The sequence below is a fragment of the Massilia sp. 05N420 genome (genome assembly GCF_056397205.1).
Genome location: NZ_JBFTMX010000017.1, coordinates 1 through 24,414 on the forward strand (window position 1 = coordinate 1; position 24,414 = coordinate 24,414).

Genomic DNA, 24,414 nt, shown 5'->3' on the forward strand with positions numbered 1-24,414 from the left:
GTCGGCATCTCGGGCGCCATCCAGCACCTGGCCGGCATGAAGGACTCGAAGACCATCGTCGCCATCAACAAGGATCCGGAAGCGCCGATCTTCTCGGTGGCCGATTACGGCATCGTCGGCGACCTGTTCGAGGTCGTGCCGGCGCTGGTGAAAGAGTTGGGCTAAGCTTTAAAACCGTCAGGTCGGGTAATGCCCGGCGTGACGGCTTAGAGCTTCGCGAACGCCCGCTCGATATCGGCAATCAGGTCGTCAGTATCTTCCAACCCGATATTGAAGCGAACCAGAGTTCCCGCATCCGCCCAATTCCGGCGCATACCCTGGATCCGGTAAGGCATCACCAGGCTGTTCGCCCCACCCCAGCTGTAGCCGATGCCGAACAATTCCAGCGCATCGACGAAGCGGTCGGTCTGCTCTTCCGTATAGCGTGCATCGAACAGTACCGAGAACAGGCCGCCGGCGCCGGTGAAATCGCGCTGGAAGAATTCGTGGCCGGGGCAATCCTCGAAAGCCGGGTGCAACACCTTCGCGATTTCCGGCCGGGCCTTGAGCCAGGCCGCCACTTTGCGCGCGGCCGCGTCGTGGGCTTCGAAGCGCAGCTTCATGGTCGGCAGGCCGCGCATCACCAGGTAGGCATCGTCGGCGCTGACACCCATCCCCAGGCGCATGTGGGCCAGGGCGATGCGGTCGATCAGCGCCTTCTCGCGGGTGATCACGGCGCCCATCAGCACGTCCGAGCCGCCCGACTGGTACTTGGTCAGCGCCTGCATGACGATGTCGACGCCGAGGTCGAATGCGCGCAGGCCCAGGCCGGCCGACCAGGTGTTGTCGAGCGCGACAAGCACGCCCTTCTCTTTCGCGACTGCGCAAATCGCGCGCAGGTCCGGTACTTCCATCGACACCRAGCCCGGCGCCTCGGTCCAGATCAGCTTCGTGTTCGGCTGGATCAGATCCGCGATGCCGGTGCCGACCAGCGGATCGTAGTAGCGCGCCGTGATGCCGAAGTCGGCGCTCAGCCAGCGTCCCAGTTCGCGGTTCGGGTTGTAGACGTTTTCGGGCAGCAGGACGTCGTCGCCGGACTTCAGCAGGGCCAGGTCGACCATCGAGATCGCGGCCAGGCCGGACGGCGCCAGCAGGCAGTGCGAGCCGCCTTCGATCTCGGCCAGGCGGGCTTCGAGCCTGAAGGTGGTCGGGGTGCCGTGCAGGCCGTAGGTGTAGGCGTTCTTGTTCTTCCAGTCGCCGCTGCGCATGCTGGCGACGTCCTTGAACAGGACCGTGGAAGCGTGGTGGATGGCGCTGGGGAAGGCGTCGAAGCCTTCGGGGGCGCGGTAGTCGCTGTGGATCAGGGTGGTTTGGAGGGATTTTTTGCTCATCTTCTACACCATATCGTCATCCCCGCGCAGGCGGGGATCCATGCTGAAGCACCAACGTCGAACCGGTTACCCTACCGCGAGCAATTCGAATCCTGCGGCTCAGTATGGGTTCCCGCCTGCGCGGGAACGACGTTCAACTGTTGCGGGTACTAGTGACACGAACAATCAGGCGACGGTCGCCCAAAGATCATGCGCATCCGCCTTGGTCACCACGACCTCGATGAACTCGCCGACGGCCGGCTTGGCCTTGCCCGGCTGGAGCGCACGCTTGATGTGGACCACGCCGTCGATTTCCGGCGCATCGGCAGCCGAGCGCCCCAAAGCTTCGCGCGGTCCGACTTCGTCGACCAGCACGCGGATCTTCTTGCCGACCTTGGCCTGCATGCGCTTCAGCGAGATCTCTTCCTGCAGCAGCATCACGCGCGCACGGCGTTCTTCGCGCACGGCTTCCGGCACCGGATTCGCCAGTTCGTTGGCGGTCGCGCCTTCGACCGGCGAGTAGGCGAAACAGCCCAGGCGGTCGATCTGCGCCTCGCGCAGGAAGTCCAGCAGGTATTCGAATTCCTCTTCCGTCTCGCCCGGGAAGCCGGCAATGAAGGTCGAGCGGATCACCAGGTCCGGATTCATCTTGCGCCAGGCCAGGATGCGGTCCAGGTTCTTTTCGCCGCTGGCCGGACGCTTCATGCGCTTCAGGACGTCCGGATGCGCGTGCTGCAGCGGGATGTCCAGGTAAGGCACGAGGTTCTCGCCCATCAGCGGGATCACCTGGTCGACGTGCGGGTAGGGGTAGACGTAATGCATGCGCACCCAGGCGCCGTACTGTTTCGCCATCTCGCCCAGGGCCTCGGCAAGTTGGGTCATGTGGGTCTTGATCGGGCGGCCGTTCCAGAAGCCGGTGCGGAATTTCACGTCGACGCCGTAGGCGCTGGTGTCCTGCGAGATGACCAGCAGTTCCTTCACGCCGGCCTTGAACAGGTTTTCGGCTTCCTGCAGCACGTCGTGGATCGGACGCGAGACCAGGTCGCCGCGCATCGACGGGATGATGCAGAAGCTGCAGCGGTGGTTGCAGCCTTCCGAGATCTTCAGGTAGGCGTAGTGCTTCGGGGTCAGCTTGACGCCGTGGTCCGGCACCAGGTCGATGAAGGGATCGTGCGGCTTCGGCAGGTGCCGGTGGACCGATTCCATCACTTCGGTGACGGCGTGCGGACCGGTCACGGCCAGCACCTTCGGGTGCACCTTGGTGATGATGTCGTCGCCCGCCGCATCCTTCTTGGCACCGAGGCAGCCGGTGACGATCACTTTACCGTTCTCGGCCAGCGCTTCGCCGATGGCGTCCAGCGACTCCTGCACGGCGGCGTCGATGAAGCCGCAGGTGTTGACGATCACCAGGTCGGCGCCGGCATAGGACTTGGCGGTCTCGTAGCCTTCCGCGCGCAACTGGGTCAGGATCTGTTCGGAGTCGACCAGGGCCTTCGGGCAGCCGAGCGAGACGAAGCCGACCTTGGGCGCGGCAACGCCGGGCGCGGCCGGCGGGATCACGACCGGGTTCGAAGCCGGGGCCTCGGCGGCGGCGGCTGCGGAATCTTGGGTGGCGGAAAGCGGATTGCGGCGGAGTTCAGGCATGTGGATTGCGACGGAAAATTCTGGGCAATCCGCGATTGTACAGGAAGCGGGGGATCAGGAAAACCGAAGGGTCATTTCAAGGCCTGCTGAGTGGCGGCATGGGATCGCTACGCCACACCGTCGTCCCCGCGAAGGCGGGGACGACGGATTTGAGGGCGCGGGCTCTTCGCGCTGTGATGTTACTTCTTGGTATCCGTCGGCACCCCAAACGGGAAAGTCCCGAACATCGCCTTGCTCTGGCTCTGCATCTGCTCCTGCATCTGCAGGAACAGGTTCTTGCTCTGGTCGATGTAGTTGTTCATCATGCCCTGCATCATCGGGCCCTGGATGTTCATGAACTGGGTCCACATCTCGGTCGAGAAGGGTTTGCCCTCGAGGGCGCCGGCGGCCGAGCCGACGAACTTGTTCTGGATGTCGGTGAAGGCCTGGACATTCTTTTCCAGGTAGGAGCCCATCATGCCCTGCATCGCATGGCCGTAGTAACGGATGATCTGCGACAGCACGGCGCTCGAAAACATCGGCGCGCCATGTGCTTCTTCTTCCAGGATGATCTGCAGGAGGATGCTGCGGGTCAGGTCTTCGCTGGTCTTGGCGTCGACCACCGTGAATTCGTCGGCGTCCAGCACGAGCTGCTTGACGTCGGACAGGGTGATGTAGGAGCTGGTCTGGGTGTCGTACAGACGGCGGTTCGGGTACTTCTTGATCAGGCGTTCGCTACTCTTTTTTCCACTGCTCATCTCAGGTTCCAAATATTGCGCCGCGGCGCTCTGTTATGCGGTCCGCGGACCGGCTAGCCGAGCCGCGGGCGTCTCCGATTCCAAGAGGATATTCTCTAAAATACCACGTTGCGATCGCAGGCGCAGCAATTATTCAACAGGCAACTCACGTATTTTTAAAGCAAGTTGCCCGTCTATCAAGAACTCAGTCGGCACGTGCCTTCACGTAGCGGCCGGGCGCCGGCTCGATCGGCTGGTGGCGTTCATTGCCCGGCTTGGCCGGCGGCGGGACGTCCTTGCCGCCGTTCTCGGCCAGGAATTTCGCCCATTCCGCCCACCAGCTGCCCTTCACTTCCGTCGCGCCGGCGAACCAGTCGGCAGCGCTCCTGGGGCGGTTGCGACCATTGGACTGGTTCACCCAGTGACTGCGTTTGCCTTTCGAGGCCGGGTTGATCACGCCGGCGATGTGCCCGGACGCGCCCAGCACGAAGCGGTTGGCCTTCGGCTTTTTCGGGTTCAGCAGGTTCATCGAGGCGAACGCCGCTTCCCAGGGCACGATGTGGTCTTCCTTCGAGCCGTAGACGAAGACCGGGCAATCGATCTTGCCGAGGTCGACCTGGACGCCGGCCACCGTCAGCGCGCCCGGCACCTTCAGCTTGTTCTCCAGATAGGTATTCCGCAGGTACCAGCAGAACATCGGGCCCGGCAGGTTGGTGCTGTCGGCGTTCCAGTACAGCAGGTCGAAGGCCGGCGGGGTCTTGCCTTTCAGGTAGTTCTGCTGCACATAGTTCCACACCAGGTCGTTCGGACGCAGCGAGGAGAAGGTCGTCGCCAGGTCGCGTCCCGGCATCAGCCCCCCCTTCGCCAACTGCTGTTCGCGCAGCGCGACCTGGGTCTCGTCGACGAAGACGTCCAGCACGCCGTTGTCGGCAAAGTCGAGCAGGGTCGTGAACAGAGACAGGCTGGCCGCCGGCTGGCGTCCGCGCGCCGCCTCGACTGCCAGCGCGCTGGCGGCGATGGTGCCGCCGACGCAGAAGCCGAACACGTTCACTTTCTCCTTGCCGGAGATCTCGCGGGCGACCTCGATGGCCTTGACCGCGCCCTGGTCGACGAAGTCGTCCCAGGTCTTGCTGCCCATAGCCTGGTCCGGATTACGCCAGGACATCATGAATACGGTATTGCCCTGCTCCACCAGATAGCGCACCAGCGAATTTTCCGGCTGCAGGTCGAGGATATAGAACTTGTTGATGCAGGGCGGCACCATCAGCAGCGGCACCTCGTGCACGGTCGGGGTTGCCGGGGTGTACTGGATCAGCTGGAACAGATCGTTCTCGAATACGACGGTGCCGGGCGTGACGCCGACGTTGCGGCCGACCTCGAACGCCGACTCGTCGGATTGCGAGATCCGGCCCTTCTGCATATCGGCCAGCATGTTCTGCAGACCCTTGGTCAGGCTCTCGCCCTTGGTCTCGATCAGTTTCTGCTGGGCTTCGGGATTCGTTGCCAGGAAATTGGCTGGCGACAGTGCATCAACGATCTGCTGCACGGCGAAACGGATCTTGTGCTTGTCGCGCGGCGGGGCTTCGACCGCCTCGGCCATCGCCAGCAGGAATTCGGCATTCAGGAGATAGGACGCGGCGCTGAAGGACGACACTGGGTTCGCCGTCCATTCGGGCGCCGAAAAGCGCTTGTCCTTGAACTCGGGCGTCTTGCCGCTCATGACGTCCTGCCACAGGCGCATCGCCTTCTGCAGGTAGTCGTTGCGTAGGGCTTCGAGCTTGGCCTGCGGCAAGCCGGCGCCGAAATCGCCCAGCATGCGCATCACCGGCGCCGCCTGCTGGGCCATGCCGCCGCCAAACGCCGAGGGGTCGGCGAACTTCATCCAGGATTGCCAAACGGAGGGATCGGAAAACTGCGACATCCATGCAGCGCCAGGCTGCGCGGTAGTTACGGGCGTATTCATATCGGCGTCCATTGTTTAGAATCGGGTATTCGAGCGTGCAACAAAGGAAAGTCTTATGTGGATCGTCGCCATCGGATGGATGTATGTCGTGACCCTGATGGCGGCCACCGAGCCTTCCGTGGTTGCCGGCATCATGACCTTCCTGTTTTACGGCGTGTTGCCATTATCTCTCGTTTTCTACCTGACGGGAGCATGGCGGCGCGGCCGGGCGCGCAAGCGGGAAGCTCAACACTCTAAGCGTCCCGATACGCCCGTTACTTAATGTAGATCAAACTCGCTTGACGCCCGCTGCCGGCGCCGTCACGCCGGTAGGAATAGAAACGATCGCGTTCCGTGAAGGTACAGCGGTCGCCGCCGTGCACGCGGGTCACGCCGTCGCGCGCCAGCAGCCGGCGCGCCAGCAGCGGCATGTTCGCCAGATGCTTGCCTTCGCGTCCGGGATAAGGCCGGAACCCCTCCTCTGCTCCACCGTCCGGCAGCGCGGCGCGGAAGGCATCCAGCACGTCTGGGCCGACTTCGAAAGCTTCCGGTCCGATGGCTGGACCAAGCCAGGCCGTGATCTCGCCCGCGCCTTGCGCGCGCATCGCGGCTACGGTGGCGCCGAGCACGCCACCGGCCAGCCCGCGCCATCCGGCATGGGCCGCGCCCACCACCTTGCCTTCGAGGTCGGCGAACAGCACCGGCAGGCAATCGGCAGTCAGGATCGCGCACACCACGCCCGCTTGCGTCGCGATGCTGGCGTCCCCGGTGCGCACCGGTCCGCCGGGCTGGACCGTGGCGGCATCGACCACCTCGGCGCCGTGGACCTGCGCGATCCAGGCCGGGCGTCCCGGCAGCAGGGCCTGCAGGCGCGCACGGTTTTCGGCGACGGCGTCGGGGTCGTCCTTCACGTGCAGGCCGAGGTTGAGGCCGCCGCCGCCATTGCCGTCATCGAAAGGCGCAGCGCTGACGCCGCCCAGGCGGGTGGTCGCCAGCGCATCGATGTTGGCAGGCAGGTCCGGCCAGTCCGGCCTGACCAGGTGCCCGGGATGCAGCCCCGGCATCAGGCCGCTTCCGGCTCTTCGATGCCGGCGCGTTCCAGCAATTCCGCGAAATCGGCGGCGAGCGGTACCACCCACTCCATGTGTTCGCCGGTGGCCGGATGGGTCAGGCCCAGGCGGCGCGCCTGCAGCGCCTGGCGGTGGAAGAAGGACAGCAGGTGGGATTTGCCGTACACGGTGTCGCCGACGAGGCTGTAGCCCAGCGACTGCATGTGCACGCGGATCTGGTGGGTGCGGCCGGTTTCGAGGCGGCACTGCACCAGGCTCACCGGACGGCGGTCCAGTTCGCCCTTCGCCAGCAGCTCGTAGTGCGTGATGGCCGGCTTGGCCATCGGCGCATTCGACACCGCCATCTTGGTGCGCTCGGTCGGGTGGCGGCTGATCGGCGAATCGATGGTGCCGGACAGGCGCGGCGTGCCCCACACGAGGGCGAAGTATTCGCGCTTGACGGTGCGGGCCGCCAGTTGGCGCACCAGGTCGGTCTGGGCTTCGAGGGTCTTGCCGACCACCATCAGGCCGCTAGTATCCTTGTCGAGGCGGTGCACGATGCCGGCGCGCGGCACCGAGACCAGTTGCGGGCAATAATGCAGCAGGCCGTTGAGGAGCGTGCCCGACCAGTTGCCCGAACCCGGGTGCACGACCAGGCCGGCCGGCTTGTTGATCACGAGGATGGACTCGTCTTCATACACGATGTTCAGTTCCATCGCTTCCGGCGTATAGGCCGTGTCTTCCGGCGCCGGCTGGGGTACGACCAACACGGTTTCGTCGCCGTAGGCGGTGCCCTTGCCCTTGGCCGGCTTGCCGTCGACCGTGACGTGGCCTTCGTCGAACCATTGCTGCAGGCGGCTGCGCGAGAACTGCGGCACCAGCCCGGCCACGACTTTGTCGAGGCGCTGGCCGCAGTGCGACGGGTCCAGGGTCAGGGTAATCGGCGAGAAGTCGACACCACTCGGCGCCAGGCCGGGTTGTGGTGCGAACTCGGCGTCCAGGTCGTCGTCCAAATCGGGGGCGAGAGTCATTTCCGCCGAATTCGGCGCAGCATTTAATATCACGTTGTTCCCATCGGCTATAATCAGCCGTTCGTTGTATCTCGGTAAAAACTTTCTTGCAAAAAGCTATGCAAAAAAAATTGTCTGTATTGGTTGTGACGGGTGCTCTGCTCAGTTTGTCAGCTTGCGGCTTGTTGCCGGGAAAGTCCGACGAAAGCAAGAACGTGTCAGCATCGAAATTATACGCTGACGCGCGTGAAGAAATGGATGGCGCCCACTACGAAGCCGCCATCAAGCTCTTCGAAAAGCTGGAAACCAACTATCCTTTCGGTACCTATGCGACCCAGGCGCAGATGGAAATCGCCTACGCGCACTATAAAGCCCAGGACCAGGCCGAGGCCCTGGCCGCGGTGGAACGCTTCATCAAGCTGCACCCGAATCATCCGCAGGTCGACTATATGTATTACTTGCGCGGTCTGATCAACTTCAACGACCAGATCGGCTTCATGAGCTTCATCTATTCTCAGGATCCGACCGAACGCGACCCGAAAGCGACCCGTGAAGCCTTCGCCGCCTTCAAGGAACTGGTCGACAAGTTCCCGAACAGCAAATACGCGCCGGACTCGATCCAGCGCATGAACTACCTGATCAACGCGATGGCTTCCTACGAAGTCCACGTGGCGAACTACTACTACCGCCGCGGCGCCTACCTGGCCTCGCTGAACCGCGCCCAGGAAGCCGTCACCAACTTCCCGACCTCGCCGGCGCGCGAGGAAGCGCTGTTCATCATGATCCGCAGCTACGACAAGCTGGGCATGTTCGACCTGCGCGACGACACCCAGCGCGTGTTCCAGACCAACTATCCGAACAGCCACTTCCTGGGTGGCAAGGGCAGCGGCGATGCGCCGTGGTGGAAGTTCTGGGCCAAGTCCGGGCCGCAACCGGCGCCGAAGGATGCTGTGCAGTAAATTGAAACGCCTGCTGATCGCAGGCGTTTTTCTTTTGGCGGCTCCAAAACGTCGTTCCCGCGAAGGCGGGAACCCATACTGAAGCACAGAAATCGGCCAACCTGAACTCTCGCGATCATTCGTCAGATCGCAGCTTCGATCGCTCGGCATGGGTCCCCGCTTTCGCGGGGACGACGGATCTGAGGTCGCGGGAACGACGGGGGTTTATTCGACCCGCCGCCTGAACACCCACGCCTTTTCCGTCGACACACTCTCGTCGAACGCATAACCATCGACATCGAAGGCCTTCAATGCCTGCGGGTCGGTAATCCCACGCTCAGCCGCATAACGCGCCATCATCCCGCGCGCCCGCTTGGCGAAGAAGGAGATGATCTTGTACTTGCCGTTCTTCCAGTCCTCGAACACGGGAACGACCAGCGGCACGTTCAAGAGCTTGGGCTTGACCGACTTGAAGTACTCTTCCGAAGCCAGGTTCACCAGCGCGGTGGCGCCGTTCGCCGCCAGCGCCTCGTTCAGCGCGCCCGTCACCGTCTCGCCCCAGAAAGCGTACAGGTCCTTGCCGCGCGGGTTGGCCAGCCTGGTGCCCATCTCCAGGCGGTAGGGATGCATCTGGTCGAGCGGGCGCAGCACGCCGTACAGGCCGGACAGGATGCGCACGTGGTCCTGCACGTAGTCCAGCGCCCTGGCGTCGAGGCTGCGCGCGTCCAGGCCGGTGTAGACGTCGCCGTCGAAGGACATCACGGCCTGGCGCGCATCAACGTGGTCGGGGTGCCAGCTGGCGTAACGGGTCACGTTCAGCACGGCCAGCGGGTCGGAGATGCTCATCAGTGCGCCGACCTGGGCCGGCGAATACGCCTTCAGCACGCGGATCAGCTCCGCGGCGCGGTCGATGAATTGCGGGGTGGTCCTGCGGTCGGTGGTGGGCGGCGTGTCGAGGTCGAGCGATTTGGCGGGCGAAAGAACGATCAGCATGGGTGAGAAATGCGTACAACAAGTAAAATTGCCGACATGATACCCGCTTCAGCCAAACCCATCGTCATCGATACCAATGTCTGCCTCGACCTCTTCGTCTTCCGCGACCCGCGCTGGGCCGGCCTGCTGGCCGCGCTCGAGAGCGGCGCGGTCCAGGCAGTGACCCGCGCCGATTGCCGCGAAGAATACCTGTACGTCCTGCACTACCCTCACCTGCCGCTCGACGACAGCACGCGCCCGGACGCGGCCGCCCGTTTCGACGCCCTGATCCGTGTGGTGGCGCCGGACAGCCGCGCGATCCGCCTGCCCGTCTGCACCGACCGCGACGACCAGAAATTCCTCGAGATCGCCCGCGACGCCGACGCCGCCATCCTGATCACCAAGGACAAGGCCTTGCTCAAGCTGGCCAAGAAGACCRCGCGCGAAGGCCTGTACCGGATCATGACGCCGGACGCCTGGGTCAAACTCGCCCCTGATATGTGAGAAACGCCATGTCCACTCCCATTCTTCGATCGCGCCTGCCGGCCGTCGGCACCACCGTCTTCACCCTGATGTCCGCGCTCGCCAACGAGCATGGCGCGGTCAACCTCGGCCAGGGCTTCCCCGACTTCGGCTGCGACCCGCGCCTGCTCGGCCTGGTCGACGAGGCCATGCGCGCCGGCCTGAACCAGTATCCGATGATGTCCGGCGTGCCGCTGCTGCGCGAAACCATCGCCGCAAAAATACAGGCCCTGTACGGCCACGCCTACGATGCCGTGGCCGAGATCACCGTCACCGCCGGCGCCACCCAGGCCCTGACCACCGCCATCCTGTGCGCCGTGCATCCGGGCGAGGAAGTCATCATCATCGAACCGGCCTACGACAGCTACCTGCCGGCCGTGCAGCTGGCCGGCGGCGTGCCGGTGACGGTGCCGATGCGGCTAGGCCACAGCGGCTACAGTGTGCCCTGGGACGAGATCGCCGCCGCGGTGACGCCGCGTACCCGGATGATCGTCATCAACAGCCCGCACAACCCGACCGGTTCCATCCTGCGCAAGAGCGACCTGGACGCCCTCGCCGATATCGTCGACGGCACCGACATCCTGATCCTGTCGGACGAAGTCTACGAACACATGGTCTTCGACGGCCAGCAGCACGAATCGGTCAGCCGCGATCCGCGGCTGGCGGAGCGCGCCTTCGTCGTCTCGAGCTTCGGCAAGACCTATCACGTGACCGGGTGGAAGGTCGGCTACGTGGCGGCACCGGCCAGCCTCATGGCCGAGTTCCGCAAGGTCCACCAGTACAACGTCTTCACCGTGAACACGCCGATGCAGCACGGCCTGGCCGCCTATATGCGCGACCCCAGCCCCTACCTGGAGCTGCCGGCCTTCTACCAGAAGAAGCGCGACCTGTTCCGCGCAGGCCTGGCGAATACCCGCTTCACCTTGCTGCCGGCGGACGGCACCTATTTCCAGTGCGTGAAATACGACGGCATTTCCGACCTGAGCGAATCGGAATTCGCGCAGTGGCTGACGCGCGAGATCAAGGTGGCGGCGATTCCGGTGTCGGCGTTCTACAGCCAGGGCAAGGAGTCGGGGATCGTGCGGTTCTGCTTTGCGAAGCAGGATGAGACTTTGGAGGTGGCGTTGGAGCGCTTGGCGAAGGTGTAAGAAGCATCGTCATTCGCGCGACATGAGCACGTCGTTCCCGCGAAAGCCGGAACCCAAGTTTGCATACGTTTCGACAACTCGAGCAGAACTTGGATCCCCGCCTTCGCGGGGACGACGATTCAAGGCAGCGGGCTCCGTTACCAGTATCGTGCAGGTAAGCCGCTCAACGTCCCAACTGCTGCAGCCGCCGCTCCACAAACGCCTGCAATTCCGCCGACAAAGTGCCGCTCGCACGCGCCCGCTGGAAGGCTTCCAGCGCCTCCGCATTGCGCTTATCGGCCTGCAGCGACATCCCCAGTCCCATCCACCACACGCCATTGGCAGGCGCGGTGCGCAGCGCGGCCTGGTACTGCTCGGCCGCCTCGCGGTAGCGCTGTTCGCGCTGCAGGGCGCCGGCCAGGAAGGCGTGATAGTCGGCGTTGTTGCCCGCATAGGGCAAGGTACGCGTGAGGGTGTCGATGCCGGAAGCCCCACGTTCGATCTGCAGGCGCGCCAGCAGCATGGCCAGTGCCGGCTGGCGCGGGTCGAGGATCAGGCCGCCCTGCAGATGGCGGATCGCCTCGTCGGTGCGCCTGGCTTCGATCAACAGGCCGACCAGGGTCTGGCGCGCCGCATCGTGGTTCGGATCCAGCTTCAGCGCCTGCTCCAGCGCGGCGACGGCTTCCGTCATCCGTCCATCCTGCAGCGCGTTGAGCGCGTGACGGTATTCGCCCTCGGCGCGCTGGACGCCCGATTCCTGGCGGCCCTGGCCGGCGCYGCGCTTGTCCCTGGCGGTGTCGGCAGCGCTTTCGGCGGCGCGCGACGGCGCCGGGGACTTGTCCTCCCGGCGGGCTTCCGTCCTGGCCCTGGCTTTGTCCTTCGGCTTCGCCTCGTGGGTGGCCGCGCGGGCACGGGCCAGCGGGCTGGGCGTGCCTGCCGTCATGCGTGCCTGCAGCTCCGCCATGATGGCCTGGCGTGCGGCGCGGGCTTCGTCGCTGTCCGGCGCATAGCCGTCCACGCTCTTCGGATGCACGCCGGCGGCCGGCGCTGCGTCGAACCTGTCGTCGTGGCGCACGGCCACGGCGGGCGCCGGCGCTGCTGACACGGCCGCAGGCCCGCCGGCGACCGGCGCCACGACCGGGACCGAAGTCACACGCGTTTCCGGCGCCGGCGCCTCGGCCACGACAGTCGGCTTCACGCCGCTGCGATTCGCCTGGACCTGCGTCCATCCATACCACGAAGCCAGGGCGATGAGCACGGTCGCGCCGGTACCGAGGGCGGCCAGCCTGAGGGTCCGGCCATCGACGCGCTCGCCCAGCCGCTGACGCTCGCGCACCACCGGCCGGATCTGGAATGGCAAGGACTCGGCGCCCGGCGTGCCGCGCGAGTCGAGGTCCTGGAGCATCTTGTTAATCAGGCTCATCGCAGGCTCGTCATCGTGTGATTGCCCAGCCGACGGTGGCGGCGGCACCGGCCAGCACGGCGCCGATGGCGGCCCAGGGCAGGAAGCGGCGTCCGCCCTTTCCCTTGGTGCTGGTCGCCAGCGTATCCTTCGCGGCTGCGTTCACGTGGGCGCGCGAGATGCTGTGGCCGCCCTCGCCGTAGCACAGCATCAGCGATTTATGCGCCAGCACGTTGACCAGGCGCGGCACGCCGCCGCTGGCCTTGTACAGGCTGGCGATGGCGCCGCTGGAAAACAGGCGGGCGCCAGCAAAGCCGGCCACGCGCAGGCGGTGGGCGACGTAGAAATCGAGGTCGTCGCGGCTCAGCGGCCCGAGGTGGTAGTGGAAGGTGATGCGCTGGGCCAGCTGGCGGATCGATTCCAGCTCCAGCTTGCGGTTCAGCTCCGGCTGGCCGAACAGCACGATCTGCAGCAGCTTGCGTTTTTCCGTTTCGAGGTTGGTCAGCAGGCGCAGCGCTTCCAGGCTCTCGACCGGGATCGCCTGGGCCTCGTCGAGGCAGAGCAGCACGCGCTTGCCCTGCCCGGCCAGCGCCAGCAGGCGGTCCATGATGGACTTCAGCAGGCGGTGCTGGTCGACGTCCTTGTCGAGGGCGATCTCGAGCTCGTCGGCCAGGGCCAGCATCAGGGTGCGCGGCTCCAGGTAGGGGTTCGGAATGTAGGCGGTGACGAAGCCGTCGCCCAGGGTCGCCATGAACTTGCGGCACAGGAGGGTCTTGCCGGTGCCGACTTCACCGGTGATCTTGATGAAGCCTTCGCCGTTGCGCGCCGCCACCAGCAAGGTGTTCAGCGCTTCCTGCGAGCCCGGGCTGCCGAAGAAGAAGCTGGTGTCGGGCGTGATCCCGAAGGGCGGCTCGCGCAGGCCGAAATGGGCCGTGTACATTACCGCATTCCTCGGGTGCGCGGATCGAGCTGCTCGATGCGGCGGCCGGTGTCGAGCAGGTCGTCGTTCCAGTTGTTGATGCCTTCGACGATGGTCGGCTTGATCAGCACCACCAGTTCGCGCTTCTGGTTGACGCGCTTCTTGGCGCCGAACAGGTTGCCCAGCACCGGCACGTTGCCGGCCACCGGCACCTGCGAATTGTCGACGGTCGAGGACTGGCGCATCAGGCCGCCGATCGCCACCACCTGGCCGTTCGAGCCGCGCACGATGCTGTCCAGCTCCGAGGTCGCCGACGCCGCCAGCGGCAGGTTCAGGTTGCCGGCCGTGCCCAGGCTCACCGACTTGTTCACGGTCGAGACCTGGCTCACCGACGGGTGCACGTGCAGCAGGATGTTGCCGCGGTCGTCGATCTGCGGGGTCACGTCCAGCACCACGCCCGAGAAGAAGGCCTGCAGGGTCACGTTCGGCGAGGTGGTGGTATTGCCGGACGCGTTCGCGTTGGTGGTGGTGCTCACGCCGGTCACGTAGAACTCGTCGGTACCGATCTTCAGCACCGCCTTCTGGTTGTTGACCGCTGCCACACGAGGGCTCGACAGCACGTGCACCGTGCCCTGGGTCTCGAGGAAGGAGATCAGGGCCGCGAAATTGCTGGTCTGGACCGCCAGGCCGAACATCGAGCCGGCGGCGCCGGCCGCATTCGACAGCGAGAAGCCGGTGCTGGCCGACAGGCCGGTGCTCGGATCGCTGATGACGCCCGGCTGGCCGCCATTGAAGGGCAGCGGCGTCAGGGTTGAACCCGGCGCCACCAGGCCGCCCGAGACGCGGTTGTCATGACCGCTCCTGATCGAAGCGAAGGACGCCCAGTTCACCCCGCTCTGGAAGCTGTCGTTCAGCTCGACCTCAAGGATCTTCGCCTCCAGGATCACCTGGCGGTCGACCGCCAGCTGGGTCGCCTTCAGGTAGGCGTCGACGTTGCGCAGCTCGTCCGGCATGGCGCGGATCACCACCACGCCCGACTGCGGACTGACGACGATGCTGCGCCCGCCCTCCTTCGAGCCGACGATGGCTTCGATGGCCGCCTTCAGGTCGGTCCAGAAGTCGTTGTTCGAAGTGGTACTGACGTCGGTGCTCTCGACCTGGTTCTGGTTCTGGCCGTTGGGGTTGTTCGGGTTGTTCTGGTTCTGGTTGTTGTTCTGGTTGCTGCCGTTGTTCTGGTTGCCGTTCTGGTTGTTGACGGCATTCGCCACCGAGGTCGAGGACACGCGCAGGTTCGACATCCCGCGGCGGCTGCCGACCAGGTAGTTCACGCGGAACATCTTGGTCTGCATGGTCAGCGGCTTGACCGAGATGCGAGTACCCTCGATCTTGTAGTCATAGCCGTAGACTTCGCGCACCGCGTCCAGGGTCTCCTGCAGGGTCACGTCCTTCAGGTTGACGGTGATGGCGCCGCTGACGTCCGGATGCACGAGGATGTTGTAGCGGGTGCCGGCGACGATCGAGCGGAAGAACTGCTGGGCCGGCACGTTGTTGAAGGAGACATTGAAGCGCTCTTCCAGCGCCGGGCGCGCCTTCGGCAGCTGGGTCGCGAGGCTGGCTGCAGGCGGCAGCAGCGCATTGGCGACCGCATCGTCGACGGCCGGCGCCGCCGGGCGTCTGGCGGCATCGCGCGCCACTTCATTCTTGATGGCGTCGTAGGTCGTGTTGGCGGGCGGGGTCTGGCAACCGGCCAGCGCCAGCATTGCCGCCAGCAAGGCTGCGAACGGTTTGTTCAGCTGCTTCATTGTCGTCCTCCGCTGCGGCGCGCGGCGCCGGCCGACACGCGGGTCATGCCGCCCGCGCTGTCCTGCACGTACAGGCGCAGCACCTGGCGTTCGCGGCCGCGCTGCAGCTCGACCTCGCTGTCGGCGATGCGGACCACGCGCGCGCCGCGGACGCTGTCGCCCACGCGCACGCCCTGGCCGTCGATCACGGCGATGCGATGACCGCCGGCGGCGCCGAGCATCACCGACTGCAGCTGCGGCGGGACGTCGGCCGCCGCTGCGCCGGGACCGGAACCGGGAGGCGTCTGCAGCGCCGCGGCCGGCGGACGGGTCGGGTCAGGCAGACGCTGGGCCGCTTCCGGAATCGCGGCGGCGGCAGCATTGGTGGCGCCGGCCAGCGCCAACAGCGCCGCCAGGGCCGCGGTCGTGAACAGGGGGGTGGCTCGCTTCATGCTCTTCCTCACAGCTTCATCCATTTCGGGTCCAGGCTCAGGGTGTACAGGGTCAGGGTCAGGCGTACGGTCGGATACTGCTCGACCTGGAGCTGGGCCTTGCCCCAGAACAGCTGGGTGGGCAGCGCTTCGAGCGCCGTCATGTAATCGACCATGTCGAGATAGCTGCCGCGTACCGTCAGTTCGACGCCATGACGGAACAGCAGGTCCGGCTGCTTCGCCGCGATGGGTGYGCCGGCAGCGGCCTTGTCGGCCGGGTCCGCGCCCAGTTCGTTCAGCGAGCCGACCGGCAGGGTCTGCATCGACACCAGCTTCAGGCGGCCGTTGGCGCGCAGGATCGATTCCAGCAGCGGCGCGATGCGCTCGGGCGGCACCAGACCGTTCTGCATGGCGCGCATCTGCTCGCTCATGCGCGCGGTGTCGGCGCGCGTCGCCGCCAGGCGGGTGCGCAGCGCCTGGTCCGGATCGGCCTCGGCTTCCGCGACCTTGCGCCCGATCGCGCTCTCGGTCTCGGCCAGGCTGGCGCGCTGCAGTGAAATCTGGTTCTTCAACAGGTCCTGCTTGCGCTGCAGGGGAGCGAGCAGCGCCGCCTGGCCGAGGAAGGCCAGCACCGCCATCACGGCGGCGAACACCAGCAGGCGTTCACGCTGGCTGAGCGCGTCGATGCGCGCGGCAAGCCGGGACCAGCGCTGCTTCATGGCCGGTCTCCCTTGTCGCCCATGCCGCCCTTGTCGCCCGCCGCCGCCGACTGCAGGCTGAATTCGACATAGGGGGCGGGGACGCTGCTTTCCTTGCCGTCCGCGCCGGCCTGCTTGAGCGGCGGCGCTTCGCCGATCTGCATGCTGCCGACGGCCTTGCCCTGCAGGACAGGCTCGTTGCGCAGGCGGCCCAGGAAGCCCGGCACCATGGCCGGATCGAGCGCCCTGCCCTGCACGCCGATCTCGCGGCCTGCGCCGCCGACGCTGACGGCGGTCAGCCACAGGCCCTCGCGGCTCTGGCGCGCCATCGCGCGGAAGTATTCGGCGTAGCCCTGGGTATTCCCCAGTTCGCCGCGTTCGATCACCTGGGCCACATGCTGCAGCGCCGCGCGCTGCTGCTCGGCCTCGACCATCTGGGCTGCCAGCGCCGGATCGCTGTGGCGCGGCGTGAATTCCGCCGACACGCTTGCCAGCCGCTTCTGCGCGACTTCCAGGCGGTGCGCGACGGTGTTCGCTTCGCCCTGCAGCTGAGCCAGGCGCAGCTCGGACCAGGCCCCCATCGCGGCCAGGCCGAGCACCAGCGCACCGGCGGCGATACCCATCGCGCGCGCCGAGAACAGCGTGGTCTGCCTCTGGAAGGCCGGGTTGAACAAGTTGATCTGCTGGCTCATGCCGCCGCCCCTTCCTCGCGCAGCGCGGCGCCGATCGCAACGAAGAAGCGCTGCTGGGCCGCAGCGCCGAGCAACTCGGGAACGCGCGCGAGGTCGAGCAGCATGCCAAGGTCGAGGGTTTCGACGCGGGTGTAGAGATTACTCGACAGGTATTCTTCCAGGCCCTGGACGCCGCTCGGCGCCAGCACCAGCCTGGCCACGCCGATGAAGGAGAACTGGCGTTCGAAGTGGTCGAGCGAACGCTGCAGCTCGAGCGTGATCTTGTCGAAGGCCTGGTGCTTGCGTTCGTGGTCGGTATCGAGCAGCTGGGCCAGGGTGGCGTCGATGCGGCGCGACAGATACAGCTCGCCGCGGCAAGACACGGTCAGCAGGCCGCCATCCTCGCCGAAGGACAACATGGCGATGCCACGGCCGTCGGTCTCGAGCATGGTCGACAGGTTACGCTGGGCCATTTCGGGAATGTCGATGGTGCCGAGTTCGACCTTGGCTTGCTGGAACAGGTCCTGGCGCGCCTTGATCGTGCCGTTGCGCGACGCCACCGCGAATACGCTTTGCTGGGGACGCACGGCGGCATTCGGATCGAGCGGGATCTCGACCAGGTCGAAGGTCGCTTCGGCGACCGGGAAATCGAGGATGTCCTTCAGGCGGAAGCGCATCGCGGCCTTGCGCTCGTCGGGCGGCACATTTGGCGCCTCGACCGCCATGATCTGGTAGTCGCCGCCGCCCAGCACCGTGGTGCAGCGGTAATCCTGCGCATGCAAATCCTTGCCGGCCTTTTCGAGGACGTCGGCATTCGCCTGGCCCGGATAGTGGCTGGCCACGGTCACCGCCGGTTTGCCGTCGCCGCGGCGCACGCTGGCCGCCACGATGCCGTCGCGTTGCAACACCATTGCCAGCCAGGCGCCTTGTTTCTTTTTTTTCCTAAAAAAACGCATCCGGAGCAATGGTATGGTGACTTTTGAGTGGTTTCGCTAGTCCTTGATTATATTCAACTGTGGTTGAAAGCCGATACCATTTTTTCACTAAGGAAAAATATTCCGAACATTCTTTACAGAACTGACGATTTCCTGTTGTAAGTACACCTCATGGTGGACGGACACGTTCTCCACGTGCGGCGGCAGCAAAAATGATTTTGCGATTAGCGGCCAACTCATGCACACTCGCGAGTGTATTGTTTCTGGCCATTAATTAAATAGTTTGAAGAGATTCGCGGACAGCTTTTTCTCGATGTTCAGGCGCGGGCGCACGGGCGGACCCGCGGCACTGGCGCATCTGTGCGCCTGGTGCGTCCTGGTAAGCGGCTGCCTTGCGGGCACGGCTGCCGAAGCGGCCTCTCTCGTCTTCAACGGCGGCGCGGCAGGAACCTGCTCCCTCGCCGACAAAACCTATACCTGCAATGCCTTTCCGCTGACCACCAGCACCGATACGATGACGATCGCCGACGGCTATACGGTGATCGTCAACAGCAGCGGCGTCAACTTCGACTACAACCAGAGCCTGGCGATGAGCGGCTCGGCAACCCTGAACGTGACCGGCAACCTGAATATCGGCAATATCAAGCCGAGCAATCTGGCGATCAGCGGCGGCAACCTCATCAGTGGCGGAACCTTCACGATCGGCAACCAGGCGCAGTCGGTAACCGCCAACATCAGCGCCGTCACCATGAACCTCGGTTCCGGCTCGACGACCAGCATTACCGGCAGCGTCAGCGCGAGCGGCAACGTCTCGATCGGTTCTCACTGCACCATCAACGGCGCGGTGAACGGCAACGTCATCGACACCGACTCGCCGGTGGTCATCAAGGGCAACGTCACGGCCAGGACCAGCTTTACCCTCGCATCCGGCAGCTCGGTTGCCGGCGACATCGTCGCCCCGACGGTCTCCTTGCTGGCTTCGCAAAGCGCGGTCAACGGCAAGATCACCGCCAAGACCTCGCTCCGGCTAGGCGACAAGGTCAACGTGACCGGCGACGTCAGCGCCGGCAACCTCACACTCGACAGTTCCAACGCGATCATCAACGGCAACGCCACGGTCGACCGTGCAACCCTGAACTGGGCCGGCCGCGTCACCAAGATGATCTATTGCACGGGTGGCACGACCAACGGCCAGTGCGACTGCGTCACCAACAACAGCGGCTTCCCGGTCAACACGGACCAGGGGCCGCATTGCGCGGTTGCGCCATCCGCCACGCCCATCGACCACTTCCTGATCTTGCACGACGGCAGCGCCAGCGCCTGCACGCCGGAGCCGGTGACGGTCAAGGCCTGCGCCGATTCGGCATGTACGAGCCTCTATACCGGTGGCGTCAACGTCACCTTGCAGCCGGGGGGCAAGAGCTTCGCCATCGGCTCGAGCGGGGTCAGCATCAACGCGACCGTCAGTCAGTCCGTTCCGGGTACGGCGACGCTGGCGCTCGGTGGGGCCAGCGTAGCGGCCGCCAATGCCCTCCAGTGCAGCAGCACGTCGAACGGCAGCGCGTCCTGCAGCATGAATTTCGATGGCACCATCGGGCTCGGCCTGACCTTGCAGGACCAGTATTCGGCAACCGTCACGCCGTTCACCCTGACAGCCACCGTCTCCGACCCGAAGACGAAATCCTGCGTGCCTGCCTTGGTCGGCCAGCAGAAAACAATACAGCTGAGCTGCGCCTACGGCAATCCGGGTAAGGGCAGCCTGCCGGTCAAGGTGAGCAGCCTCGCCAACGTGGCAAGCAACGACCCGTCGTTCCAGACCCTGAGCGCCGCCGGCGCAAGTACCAGTACCTGCACCGGCAGCGCCCGCGGTTTCCCGATCACCTTCGATAACAACGGCAGCGCGACCTTCTGGATGTACTATGCCGACGTCGGCAAGCTCGGCATCGCCGCCTCGACCTCGGACAATAGCGCGCAGGGAACCAGCGGCGATGTCATCGTCGCGCCATATTCGTTCAGCCTGAAAACCACGTCGCCGACGATCGCGGGCAAGGCCTTCGATGTTACCGTTACTCCTCTCAATGCAGAAGGCGTCACAACCCCCAACTTTGGTCTGGAAGCCACCCCCGAGACCGTAAACTTCAGCATGGGCGCACTCGACACGGTCGGCTGCAAGCTGAATGCGACGGATCTGGGCCAGCTGAGCCTCGTGGACAGCAAAATGACCGGGACCGGCTTCTGGGGTCAGTTCACCTATACGGAAGCCGGCGCCTTCAACATCAAGGCCGAGCAAACCAGCGCCAAGTACCTCGGCGGCGCCAAGCCCCGTCCGGCCGCGGTCCAGACCAGCCTCGGCGCCGCCAGCGGCTGCGGCGCGATCCTCTCGGTGCCGGCCTATTTCAAGGTCAAGGAAAGCCGGGTCGCCACTGGCAGGAATTTCTACTATTCCGGCGAGCCGGTCGACGTTACCGTCGCTGCCATGAGCGCGCTGGGCAATGTCACGACGCTTTACGACAGCGGCTTGGGCTACAGCAAACCGGTGGTCTTGACCGCCTACGATGCCACCGGCAGCACGCCCATTCCCGCCACCCCCAACACCACGCCGCCTTTCCCCAATCCCGGCACGCTGTCGGGAACCGGCAGCTCAAGCGCAGCGCCGCTACCGGCCAGCACCTTCGTCAGCGGAGTCGCCACCCTGCCCGCGACGTCGTCCACGCCGCTGGTGTTCACCTTCGCGAACTCGCCGAGCCTGCCATTGAAGATCCGCCTGCGCGCGACGGAAACGGCAGCCGGCGGCGTCAGCTCGAAAGATGCCCCCGCCGGCGGCGAAGACGTCTATGAAGCCCGCAGCGGCCGCGTCACCATCGCCAGCCGCTTCGGCAACGCCAAGGGCGACCTGGCCCTGCCGGTCACCCTGCAGTACTGGACCGGCGGCAGCTGGATCCAGAACACCAGCGATGGGGACGACCTCCATCCGATTCCCACCTCGGCCATCGCGATCCAGGCCGCCTCGCCGCTTCTGCCGCCCGCCTTGACCCCGGCCGGCATCGACCAGAACCGCCAGGTCATCAGCATGACAAAGGGTTTGGGCAGCTTGAGCCTGCACCCCACCGGCGGCACCGGCACTGCGACCGTCGCCATCAACCTCGGCACCGCCACCACGGACACATCCTGCCTGCCCGCCCCGCGTCCCGCCAGCACCGGCGCGAAGATGCCCTGGCTGCGCGGCCCGAACGGCATCTGCGCACCTTCGGCGGCACCGGCCGCAGACCCGGCCGCGCGCGCCACCTTCGGCATCTACACGCCCGAGGCCAAGCGCCTGATCCACACGCGCGAGGTGTTCAATTGAGGGAGCGCGGCTTCACGATGGTCGAGCTGATCGTCATCATGGTCCTGCTGGGCATCATGGCGGCGGTCGCCGTGCCGCGCTTGATCAACAGCGGCGAGCGCGGCGCCCAGGTGTTCGGCGACCAGCTCGTCAGCGGCCTGCGGCTGGCGGCGACCTCGGCGCGCGCGCATCGCCGCCTCGTCTGCGCCAGCCTGGGCCCCAAGGCGCTGACCCTGCGCATCGCCGTGGAGAACCCGGCGAAATCGACGCCGGCCTGCGCGAACCTGCTGGCGAATGCGCCGGACAGCGATTTCTCGACCTCGGATCCGGACGTGCTGGCCAGCGGTTTGAGCGGCAATCTGTACTTCCAGCCGAACGGCGACATCAGCTCTGACGTCGACGGCAAGACCCTGGTCGACGCCGCGCAGATCACGATTTCCGCGCAAGGCTCGCCCCAGCGCGTCATCACGCTCGCGGGAGGCACCGGCTATGTCGAATAACCGCGCTCGGGTGCGGATGCGCCGGCGCAGCGCCGGCGTTACCCTGGTCGAGCTGATCATCGCCATGGTCATCATCGCCGCCGCCCTGGGCGGACTGGTGGCGGCCTTCAGCACCGGCAACCGCGCCAGCGCCGACCCGCTGATCCTGCAGCAGAAGGTGGCGATCGCGGAGAGCCTGATGGGCGAGATCCTGCTCAGGCCCTACGGCCTGAACACCACCGCTTATAACCCCATCGTGCGCGATACTTTCATCGATGTGAGGGATTTCGACGGCTATGGAAAGAACCTGTCCGGCATCCGCGACGCCAAGAACAATCCGATCGCCGGCCTGGAGTCGTACAACGTGACCGTCAGCGTGCCCCTCGACGACACGCTCTCGAAGCTGAAAGCCGGCACACCGAATCTGAAGATCACGATCACCGTCACCTACAAGATGGACGCCAGGCCCGAGGACGCCTTCGTCCTCACCGGATGGCGCACACCCCCATGAACAAGGAACGCGGCTTCACCCTCGTCGAACTGGTCGTCGTGATCACGGTGACCGGCATCATCGCAGGAATCTTCGCGATGCAGTTCGGTCCCGCCCTGCAGAATTACCTGGCGGTGGGCCGGCGCGCCAACCTGACCCACATGGCCGACACTGCCCTGCGTCGCATGGTCACGGAGATCCATACTGCGGTACCGAACTCGCTGCGCCTGCTGCCCGCGCAAAGCGCGAACGGCGCATCCTGCCTGGAGATGGTGCCGAGCAGCGATGGCGGTCGCTTCCGCACGGCCGCCGATACGCAGTGGGACCAGGACAATCCGGGGAACCCGTCGAAGTGGCTCGACCTGACCCAGCCATCCGTGGCCTTCGACGTGCTCACGCTCTTTACCACCACGCCGGTGCAAGGCGATTGGGTCGTGATCGGCAACCAGAACACTGCCGACGTCTATACGGGCGTCAGCCGAGGCCAGGTCGAATCCGTCACCACCCCGCCCGCCAAGCTCGGGACGTCCCGCATCACACTGCAGGCAGCGAAGCAGTTCCCTTATGGGTATGAGGGCGGCCGCTTCTACATCGTGCCGAATACCCTGCAGGCAGTCACCTATATGTGCAGCGCACCGGCACAGGATGGCAGCCGCACCCTGACCCGCATCGTCGGCTATGGCTTCAGCGGCACCCAGAGCTGCCCGGTCACCACCGGCAGCGACGCGATCTACCCTGGCGGCAAAAGCTCAATCGTCAGCACCAAGGTCGGCAACTGCAACTTCGCCTACGACCCCAGCCAGGGCGCGACCGCGCAGAGCGGCTTCGCGCAGCTGCAGCTGACACTCACCGACAACGGCGAAACCGTCACGCTCACGGTCGGCTCGCAAGTGGAGAACATGCCGTGAAACGTCCGCCGATGTTGCGAACACAGGGCGGTTTCGCCTACATCGCCGCCGTCATCCTGCTGGTGCTGATGGCCGGTATGGCGACCGCCATCGTGCGCCTGAACACGAGCCAGGCGAATGCCGCCACCGGCGCGGCGCTCGGTGCGCGCGCCAGCCAGGCGGCGCGGGCCGGTCTCGAATGGGCGTTTTACCAGCTGAAAATGAATAACGCGCAGGGCTGCGCGGCAAAGGAGGACTTGAACGACTTCCAGAAGGACAGCGGCTTTTTGGTCACCGTGCGCTGCAAGCCTACGAGCTACAATGAGGGGCAGGATCCGGTCAGCGGCGACGTGGTAGTCAAGAACCTGTACCAGGTCGAGGCGGTGGCCTGCAACGGCAGCTCGGGGTCGTGCCCTGACAATGGCAGCAGCGCGCAGGTGGACTATACCGAGCGGCGGCGCGTGGCGACGGTGTGCATGACGCCGGCTGGCGGGGATTGCTACTAGGGGATCGGGCCAGGAGGGCGGGATCGGCGAGCGCCGATCCCGGAACGACGATTATTCGCAGTCGCTTGCGTTCGTCGTGTTGACGGAAACGGTCGCCGCGGCGCTTCCCGTAGCCGCGGTGTACAGCACGAAGCACTTCGTCGCATTCGTAGTCCCGTCCAGGCTCTTCGGCACGAAGGCGATTTGACCGGCGACCGTGGCCGGTTTGTTGGTGGCGCTGGCGTTCTGGGTGGGGCTGTACGGCGTGTAATCGGCCGAGCCCAATCCCGCGACCGCCATGATGCCGGTGGTGGTCGCGTCCGGATAGCCATTCGCCACGTCGATCGACGTATTGTCGATGGTGATCTTGCTGCTCGAAACCGCGCCCGGGTTCACGATAATCTTGCCATGCACAATGGAGGCCGCCGACGACAGAGCGCCTTTTGCGGCATTGATGCTGGCCAGGCGCGCATCGCCGCCCAGATTGGCAAACTTCGGCAGCGCAGTCGCCGCCAGAATGCCCAGGATAACGATCACGACGATCAGTTCGATCAGGGTGAAACCGCCCTGCGCCTGGACCTTGATATTCTTGTTCATCAAACTCTCCGAATGAAGTGAGGTTTTGCGGTTTCGACGCCGCTC

The 24,414-nt window shown here is 65.3% G+C and carries 24 protein-coding genes and 1 pseudogene; 10 read left to right on the forward strand and 15 right to left on the reverse strand.

What is annotated here, in order from left to right:
* Nucleotides 1–165: pseudogene (locus tag AC1DIX_RS13585) on the forward strand (electron transfer flavoprotein subunit alpha/FixB family protein); the annotation flags it as partial.
* Nucleotides 166–206: 41 nt separating this feature from the next.
* On the opposite strand, the gene AC1DIX_RS13590 reads toward AC1DIX_RS13585, so the two are convergent.
* From AC1DIX_RS13590 to phaC, 4 genes are all read right to left on the reverse strand, one after another.
* Nucleotides 207–1,370, reverse strand: a complete 1,164-nt coding sequence (locus AC1DIX_RS13590; protein ID WP_477324930.1) for a cystathionine beta-lyase — start codon at nucleotides 1,368–1,370, stop codon at nucleotides 207–209.
* 165 nt (nucleotides 1,371–1,535) lie between these two features.
* Nucleotides 1,536–2,993, reverse strand: coding sequence for a 30S ribosomal protein S12 methylthiotransferase RimO (gene rimO / locus AC1DIX_RS13595; RefSeq protein WP_477324932.1), 1,458 nt, complete (start codon nucleotides 2,991–2,993; stop codon nucleotides 1,536–1,538).
* A 179-nt stretch (nucleotides 2,994–3,172) separates the two neighbouring features.
* A complete protein-coding gene (phaR, locus tag AC1DIX_RS13600; protein WP_441933161.1) occupies nucleotides 3,173–3,730 on the reverse strand; it encodes a polyhydroxyalkanoate synthesis repressor PhaR in 558 nt (185 codons plus the stop codon).
* Nucleotides 3,731–3,914: 184 nt separating this feature from the next.
* Nucleotides 3,915–5,672: a class I poly(R)-hydroxyalkanoic acid synthase gene (gene phaC, locus AC1DIX_RS13605; RefSeq protein WP_477324934.1), complete on the reverse strand. Its 1,758-nt coding sequence runs from the start codon at nucleotides 5,670–5,672 to the stop codon at nucleotides 3,915–3,917.
* Nucleotides 5,673–5,727: 55 nt separating this feature from the next.
* On the opposite strand from phaC, the gene AC1DIX_RS13610 reads away from it, so the two are divergent.
* Nucleotides 5,728–5,934: a hypothetical protein gene (locus AC1DIX_RS13610; RefSeq protein WP_441933163.1), complete on the forward strand. Its 207-nt coding sequence runs from the start codon at nucleotides 5,728–5,730 to the stop codon at nucleotides 5,932–5,934.
* Here AC1DIX_RS13610 and pgeF read toward each other — a convergent pair.
* Both pgeF and AC1DIX_RS13620 read right to left on the reverse strand, forming a co-directional pair.
* Nucleotides 5,927–6,715: a peptidoglycan editing factor PgeF gene (pgeF, locus tag AC1DIX_RS13615; RefSeq protein WP_477324936.1), complete on the reverse strand. Its 789-nt coding sequence runs from the start codon at nucleotides 6,713–6,715 to the stop codon at nucleotides 5,927–5,929. The two genes, AC1DIX_RS13610 and pgeF, sit on opposite strands and share 8 nt — an antisense overlap.
* A complete protein-coding gene (locus AC1DIX_RS13620) occupies nucleotides 6,715–7,731 on the reverse strand; it encodes an RluA family pseudouridine synthase (protein ID WP_477324938.1) in 1,017 nt (338 codons plus the stop codon). The genes pgeF and AC1DIX_RS13620 overlap by 1 nt, the downstream gene beginning before the upstream one ends.
* A gap of 98 nt (nucleotides 7,732–7,829) precedes the next feature.
* Here AC1DIX_RS13620 and AC1DIX_RS13625 point away from each other — a divergent pair, with 98 nt between their 5' ends.
* On the forward strand, nucleotides 7,830–8,669 hold the full coding sequence (locus AC1DIX_RS13625; RefSeq protein ID WP_441933168.1) for an outer membrane protein assembly factor BamD: 840 nt from the start codon (nucleotides 7,830–7,832) through the stop codon (nucleotides 8,667–8,669).
* A 204-nt stretch (nucleotides 8,670–8,873) separates the two neighbouring features.
* Here the strand turns inward: AC1DIX_RS13625 and yaaA are convergent, their stop codons facing one another.
* Nucleotides 8,874–9,641: a peroxide stress protein YaaA gene (gene yaaA, locus AC1DIX_RS13630; RefSeq protein ID WP_441933169.1), complete on the reverse strand. Its 768-nt coding sequence runs from the start codon at nucleotides 9,639–9,641 to the stop codon at nucleotides 8,874–8,876.
* Nucleotides 9,642–9,677: 36 nt separating this feature from the next.
* Here yaaA and AC1DIX_RS13635 point away from each other — a divergent pair, with 36 nt between their 5' ends.
* Both AC1DIX_RS13635 and AC1DIX_RS13640 read left to right on the forward strand, forming a co-directional pair.
* Nucleotides 9,678–10,124 carry a putative toxin-antitoxin system toxin component, PIN family gene (locus AC1DIX_RS13635; protein ID WP_477324940.1) on the forward strand — a complete coding sequence of 149 codons (447 nt, stop codon included), beginning with the start codon at nucleotides 9,678–9,680 and terminating at the stop codon, nucleotides 10,122–10,124.
* A gap of 8 nt (nucleotides 10,125–10,132) precedes the next feature.
* On the forward strand, nucleotides 10,133–11,290 hold the full coding sequence (locus tag AC1DIX_RS13640; RefSeq protein WP_477324942.1) for a pyridoxal phosphate-dependent aminotransferase: 1,158 nt from the start codon (nucleotides 10,133–10,135) through the stop codon (nucleotides 11,288–11,290).
* 163 nt (nucleotides 11,291–11,453) lie between these two features.
* Here AC1DIX_RS13640 and AC1DIX_RS13645 read toward each other — a convergent pair whose 3' ends face one another.
* The 7 genes from AC1DIX_RS13645 to pilM are packed head-to-tail and all read right to left on the reverse strand — an operon-like array spanning nucleotide 11,454 to nucleotide 18,082.
* Nucleotides 11,454–12,692 carry a tetratricopeptide repeat protein gene (locus AC1DIX_RS13645; protein ID WP_477324944.1) on the reverse strand — a complete coding sequence of 413 codons (1,239 nt, stop codon included), beginning with the start codon at nucleotides 12,690–12,692 and terminating at the stop codon, nucleotides 11,454–11,456.
* A 10-nt stretch (nucleotides 12,693–12,702) separates the two neighbouring features.
* Nucleotides 12,703–13,611 carry an ExeA family protein gene (locus AC1DIX_RS13650; protein WP_477324946.1) on the reverse strand — a complete coding sequence of 303 codons (909 nt, stop codon included), beginning with the start codon at nucleotides 13,609–13,611 and terminating at the stop codon, nucleotides 12,703–12,705.
* Nucleotides 13,611–15,392 (reverse strand): pilus (MSHA type) biogenesis protein MshL, encoded by a 1,782-nt coding sequence (gene mshL, locus AC1DIX_RS13655; RefSeq protein ID WP_477324948.1) that lies wholly within the window; start codon nucleotides 15,390–15,392, stop codon nucleotides 13,611–13,613. The genes AC1DIX_RS13650 and mshL overlap by 1 nt, the downstream gene beginning before the upstream one ends.
* Nucleotides 15,389–15,823, reverse strand: a complete 435-nt coding sequence (locus AC1DIX_RS13660; protein WP_477324950.1) for a hypothetical protein — start codon at nucleotides 15,821–15,823, stop codon at nucleotides 15,389–15,391. Before AC1DIX_RS13660 ends, mshL begins: the two co-directional genes overlap by 4 nt.
* Before the next feature lie 8 nt (nucleotides 15,824–15,831).
* Nucleotides 15,832–16,521, reverse strand: coding sequence for a hypothetical protein (locus AC1DIX_RS13665; RefSeq protein ID WP_477324952.1), 690 nt, complete (start codon nucleotides 16,519–16,521; stop codon nucleotides 15,832–15,834).
* Entirely contained in the window at nucleotides 16,518–17,192 is a 675-nt protein-coding gene (locus AC1DIX_RS13670; RefSeq protein ID WP_477324954.1) for a PilN domain-containing protein, read from the reverse strand. Before AC1DIX_RS13670 ends, AC1DIX_RS13665 begins: the two co-directional genes overlap by 4 nt.
* The gene (gene pilM, locus AC1DIX_RS13675) at nucleotides 17,189–18,082 is read right to left on the reverse strand and encodes a type IV pilus biogenesis protein PilM (RefSeq protein WP_477324956.1); all 894 of its coding nucleotides are present in this window, start codon (nucleotides 18,080–18,082) and stop codon (nucleotides 17,189–17,191) included. The genes AC1DIX_RS13670 and pilM overlap by 4 nt, the downstream gene beginning before the upstream one ends.
* A 307-nt stretch (nucleotides 18,083–18,389) precedes the next feature.
* On the opposite strand from pilM, the gene AC1DIX_RS13680 reads away from it, so the two are divergent.
* From AC1DIX_RS13680 to AC1DIX_RS13700, 5 genes are read left to right on the forward strand one after another with little or no spacing between them, the layout of a single operon-like run.
* Entirely contained in the window at nucleotides 18,390–21,452 is a 3,063-nt protein-coding gene (locus AC1DIX_RS13680; RefSeq protein WP_477324958.1) for a DUF6701 domain-containing protein, read from the forward strand.
* Nucleotides 21,449–21,931 (forward strand): pilus assembly FimT family protein, encoded by a 483-nt coding sequence (locus AC1DIX_RS13685; protein WP_477324960.1) that lies wholly within the window; start codon nucleotides 21,449–21,451, stop codon nucleotides 21,929–21,931. Before AC1DIX_RS13680 ends, AC1DIX_RS13685 begins: the two co-directional genes overlap by 4 nt.
* The gene (locus AC1DIX_RS13690) at nucleotides 21,921–22,421 is read left to right on the forward strand and encodes a prepilin-type N-terminal cleavage/methylation domain-containing protein (protein WP_477324962.1); all 501 of its coding nucleotides are present in this window, start codon (nucleotides 21,921–21,923) and stop codon (nucleotides 22,419–22,421) included. Before AC1DIX_RS13685 ends, AC1DIX_RS13690 begins: the two co-directional genes overlap by 11 nt.
* Complete coding sequence (locus AC1DIX_RS13695; RefSeq protein WP_477253479.1) at nucleotides 22,418–23,308, forward strand: type II secretion system protein; 891 nt, start codon at nucleotides 22,418–22,420, stop codon at nucleotides 23,306–23,308. The genes AC1DIX_RS13690 and AC1DIX_RS13695 overlap by 4 nt, the downstream gene beginning before the upstream one ends.
* A gap of 11 nt (nucleotides 23,309–23,319) precedes the next feature.
* Nucleotides 23,320–23,793, forward strand: coding sequence for an MSHA biogenesis protein MshP (locus AC1DIX_RS13700; protein WP_477324964.1), 474 nt, complete (start codon nucleotides 23,320–23,322; stop codon nucleotides 23,791–23,793).
* Nucleotides 23,794–23,844: 51 nt separating this feature from the next.
* On the opposite strand, the gene AC1DIX_RS13705 is transcribed toward AC1DIX_RS13700, so the two are convergent.
* The gene (locus AC1DIX_RS13705; protein ID WP_477324966.1) at nucleotides 23,845–24,369 is read right to left on the reverse strand and encodes a prepilin-type N-terminal cleavage/methylation domain-containing protein; all 525 of its coding nucleotides are present in this window, start codon (nucleotides 24,367–24,369) and stop codon (nucleotides 23,845–23,847) included.
* Between the last annotated feature and the right edge of the window lie 45 nt (nucleotides 24,370–24,414).

What these genes read in the sequence shown, in the direction of transcription:
- AC1DIX_RS13690 (WP_477324962.1), top strand. Translation starts at nt 21,921, where the DNA reads ATGTCGAATAACCGCGCTCGGGTGCGGATGCGCCGGCGCAGCGCCGGC.
- AC1DIX_RS13705 (WP_477324966.1), bottom strand. Translation starts at nt 24,369, where the DNA reads ATGAACAAGAATATCAAGGTCCAGGCGCAGGGCGGTTTCACCCTGATC.
- AC1DIX_RS13700 (WP_477324964.1), top strand. Translation starts at nt 23,320, where the DNA reads ATGTTGCGAACACAGGGCGGTTTCGCCTACATCGCCGCCGTCATCCTG.
- pgeF (WP_477324936.1), bottom strand. Translation starts at nt 6,715, where the DNA reads ATGCCGGGGCTGCATCCCGGGCACCTGGTCAGGCCGGACTGGCCGGAC.
- phaR (WP_441933161.1), bottom strand. Translation starts at nt 3,730, where the DNA reads ATGAGCAGTGGAAAAAAGAGTAGCGAACGCCTGATCAAGAAGTACCCG.
- yaaA (WP_441933169.1), bottom strand. Translation starts at nt 9,641, where the DNA reads ATGCTGATCGTTCTTTCGCCCGCCAAATCGCTCGACCTCGACACGCCG.
- AC1DIX_RS13625 (WP_441933168.1), top strand. Translation starts at nt 7,830, where the DNA reads ATGCAAAAAAAATTGTCTGTATTGGTTGTGACGGGTGCTCTGCTCAGT.
- AC1DIX_RS13640 (WP_477324942.1), top strand. Translation starts at nt 10,133, where the DNA reads ATGTCCACTCCCATTCTTCGATCGCGCCTGCCGGCCGTCGGCACCACC.
- pilM (WP_477324956.1), bottom strand. Translation starts at nt 18,082, where the DNA reads ATGGTGTTGCAACGCGACGGCATCGTGGCGGCCAGCGTGCGCCGCGGC.
- AC1DIX_RS13695 (WP_477253479.1), top strand. Translation starts at nt 22,418, where the DNA reads ATGAACAAGGAACGCGGCTTCACCCTCGTCGAACTGGTCGTCGTGATC.
- AC1DIX_RS13610 (WP_441933163.1), top strand. Translation starts at nt 5,728, where the DNA reads ATGTGGATCGTCGCCATCGGATGGATGTATGTCGTGACCCTGATGGCG.
- AC1DIX_RS13650 (WP_477324946.1), bottom strand. Translation starts at nt 13,611, where the DNA reads ATGTACACGGCCCATTTCGGCCTGCGCGAGCCGCCCTTCGGGATCACG.
- mshL (WP_477324948.1), bottom strand. Translation starts at nt 15,392, where the DNA reads ATGAAGCAGCTGAACAAACCGTTCGCAGCCTTGCTGGCGGCAATGCTG.
- AC1DIX_RS13660 (WP_477324950.1), bottom strand. Translation starts at nt 15,823, where the DNA reads ATGAAGCGAGCCACCCCCCTGTTCACGACCGCGGCCCTGGCGGCGCTG.
- phaC (WP_477324934.1), bottom strand. Translation starts at nt 5,672, where the DNA reads ATGAATACGCCCGTAACTACCGCGCAGCCTGGCGCTGCATGGATGTCG.
- AC1DIX_RS13620 (WP_477324938.1), bottom strand. Translation starts at nt 7,731, where the DNA reads ATGACTCTCGCCCCCGATTTGGACGACGACCTGGACGCCGAGTTCGCA.
- AC1DIX_RS13670 (WP_477324954.1), bottom strand. Translation starts at nt 17,192, where the DNA reads ATGAGCCAGCAGATCAACTTGTTCAACCCGGCCTTCCAGAGGCAGACC.
- rimO (WP_477324932.1), bottom strand. Translation starts at nt 2,993, where the DNA reads ATGCCTGAACTCCGCCGCAATCCGCTTTCCGCCACCCAAGATTCCGCA.